This window comes from Pedobacter sp. 05L430 (assembly GCF_056397585.1).
In genome coordinates this window covers 1-2535 of the sequence record NZ_JBFTNT010000461.1, presented here as the reverse complement: position 1 = coordinate 2535, position 2535 = coordinate 1, and the positions used below count along the sequence as shown (strand labels likewise).

At 36.2% G+C, this 2535-nt stretch carries 3 protein-coding genes; 1 reads left to right on the top strand and 2 read right to left on the bottom strand.

Going from position 1 to position 2535, the window contains the following annotated elements:
• Both AC1DG9_RS26390 and AC1DG9_RS26385 read right to left on the bottom strand, forming a co-directional pair.
• On the bottom strand, positions 1 to 1009 hold a 1009-nt coding region (locus AC1DG9_RS26390; RefSeq protein WP_477635611.1), incomplete at its 3' end, for a mannose-1-phosphate guanylyltransferase.
• Positions 1010 to 1028: 19 nt separating this feature from the next.
• Positions 1029 to 1733, bottom strand: a complete 705-nt coding sequence (locus AC1DG9_RS26385; protein ID WP_477635610.1) for a KpsF/GutQ family sugar-phosphate isomerase — start codon at positions 1731 to 1733, stop codon at positions 1029 to 1031.
• Between the two features lie 78 nt (positions 1734 to 1811).
• Between AC1DG9_RS26385 and AC1DG9_RS26380 the strand changes: the two genes are divergently transcribed.
• Positions 1812 to 2535, top strand: a 724-nt coding sequence (locus tag AC1DG9_RS26380) for a RecQ family ATP-dependent DNA helicase (protein ID WP_477635609.1), incomplete at its 3' end; no start/stop codon positions are given.

Genomic DNA, 2535 nt, shown 5'->3' with positions numbered 1-2535 from the left:
ATAGTGTATTGTTTGATTCTACAACGATGTAATCATGTAAATCCTGCAAAATCACCAATTTGTTCTTTGGTACATTTACCATGCAGTTCGATGAGTTAAACATCATTACCTTTTCTGAAGGAATTACTGCATTGCCAACATAATCATGCTCAGCAATATCATAGATAGAGGCCCAGGTTCCAAGATCCGACCAGCCAAAATCAGCAGGTAATACATAAACATTATCTGCCTTTTCCATAATCCCGAAGTCAATAGAAATATTAGTACACTGTAAATATGCATTTCCAATAAATTCGACTTCGCTAGCTGTATTATATAAATCATTTCCCTGATGAAATATCTCGTACATATCAGGTAAATGCTTAGAGAAAGCATTGTTAATTGATTTTGCAGACCATATAAAAATCCCGGCATTCCATAAGAAGTCGCCGCTTTGTACAAAAGATTTGGCCAAATCTAAATTAGGCTTTTCAGTAAAGATTTYTACTTTGTGGATTTGCTCATCAGTTTTTAATGAACTCTCGGTGTATTGTATATAACCATAGCCTGTATCAGGTCTGCTGGGTTTTATGCCTAAAGTGATCAGACAATCATTTTCAGATGCCGCTTTTAAGGATTGCTCAATTGCCGCGATAAAAGCATCCTGATTGGTAATGGTATGGTCAGAAGGTGCTACTACGATAGTTGCATCTGGGTTAATCTGAGCAATTTTCATCGATCCATAAGAAACACAAGGAGCTGTATTTCTCATTATAGGTTCTGCCAGAATTTGATTCTCATTCAAATCAGGTAGCTGCTCTTTTATGATATGAGTATATATCTCGTTAGTTACTACAAATATATTTTCTGGAGGACAAATCTTTAAAAAACGATCGTAAGTACTCTGTATAAGTGTTTTTCCAACACCAAAAAAATCAATAAACTGTTTAGGATATTCTGTTCTGCTCACTGGCCAAAAACGGCTTCCAACGCCGCCAGCCATTATTAAGGCGTAATTATTATTATTCATATCTGATATTACAGTCTCTTTAAATTATACCTTCCTGTAAAAGGTCGTGAAAATGTATCATGCCAAAATAGGTTCCATTGTCGGTAACCAGTAGTTGCGTAATGTTGTTTTCTTTTATCATATCCAAAGCAGTCATTGCTAAAACCTCTTTGTCTACTTTTTTTGGATTGGGGTTCATTAAGTCGCTCGCTTTAATATCGGCTAAATTAGAATGTTTTTCCAGCATTCTACGAATATCTCCATCAGTAATTATCCCCAAAATAACATTGCTTTCAATAACAACAACAGCACCCAAACGGTTTTGACTAATTTCGATTATGACATCTTTAACTGATGCCGAAGGATGAATAGTGGGTTTCTCGTTCTTCAGGGCAATATCTCCGGCTTTTAAATAAAGTTTTTTACCTAGTGCTCCACCTGGATGGAAGCGGGCAAAATCGCCTTCATTAAAATTGCGTGCGTTTAACAAAGCAATAGCCAAAGCATCGCCCATAGCTAGCTGGGCAGTGGTACTGGTAGTAGGGGCCAGGTTATGCGGGCATGCTTCTTTTTCAACAAAGGTGTTCAATATAAAATCGGCCTGCAAAGCCAAATCAGAATTTAACTGACCAACCATACCAATCATAATGTTGCMGGCTTGTTTAAGTAATGGTGTCAACACCTTTATTTCAGGAGTATTTCCACTCTTGGAAATACAGATTACAATGTCGTTTTTTTGGATCATTCGTATATTGATGCTTTGAATTTGTGCAAAATTATGTTATTTTGAAGTAAAAATAGCACTGAATATTTTATACACGAAATGGATGTGAAAAAGTCGTTGTTTGACAACTTACAAACCTTTTTTGGTTTTGATAATTTTAAAGGTGATCAGGAGTCTATCATCACCAATATTCTTGAAAAAAGAAATACGTTTGTTATAATGCCTACAGGTGGGGGGAAGTCCATTTGCTACCAGTTGCCAGCTTTGATGGAAGAAGGAACTGCTATAGTGATATCGCCATTAATTGCACTGATGAAAAATCAGGTAGATCAACTAAGGGCATTTGGAGGAAGTGATAGTATAGCGCACTTTTTAAATTCTTCTTTAAATAAAACCGAAATTACTCAAGTTAAAAGTGATTTATTAAGCGGACAAACAAAATTGTTATATGTTGCTCCCGAATCACTTTCTAAGCAAGACAATATAGATTTCTTAAAATTGATTAAGATTTCTTTTGTGGCGGTTGATGAAGCCCACTGTATTTCCGAGTGGGGCCATGATTTTAGACCTGAATACAGGAAAATCAGGCAAGTGATACAAGGTCTGGGCGAAGATATTCCAATTATAGCCTTAACTGCAACTGCAACACCTAAGGTTCAGCAGGATATCATCAAGAATCTTCAAATGTCTGATGCGACCTTGTTTAAATCATCATTTAACAGGCCCAACTTATTTTATGAGATCAGGCCCAAGAGGGATGTCATTAAAGAAATCATCAGGTACATAAAATACAATACCGGTAAATCGGGGATTATTTATTGCC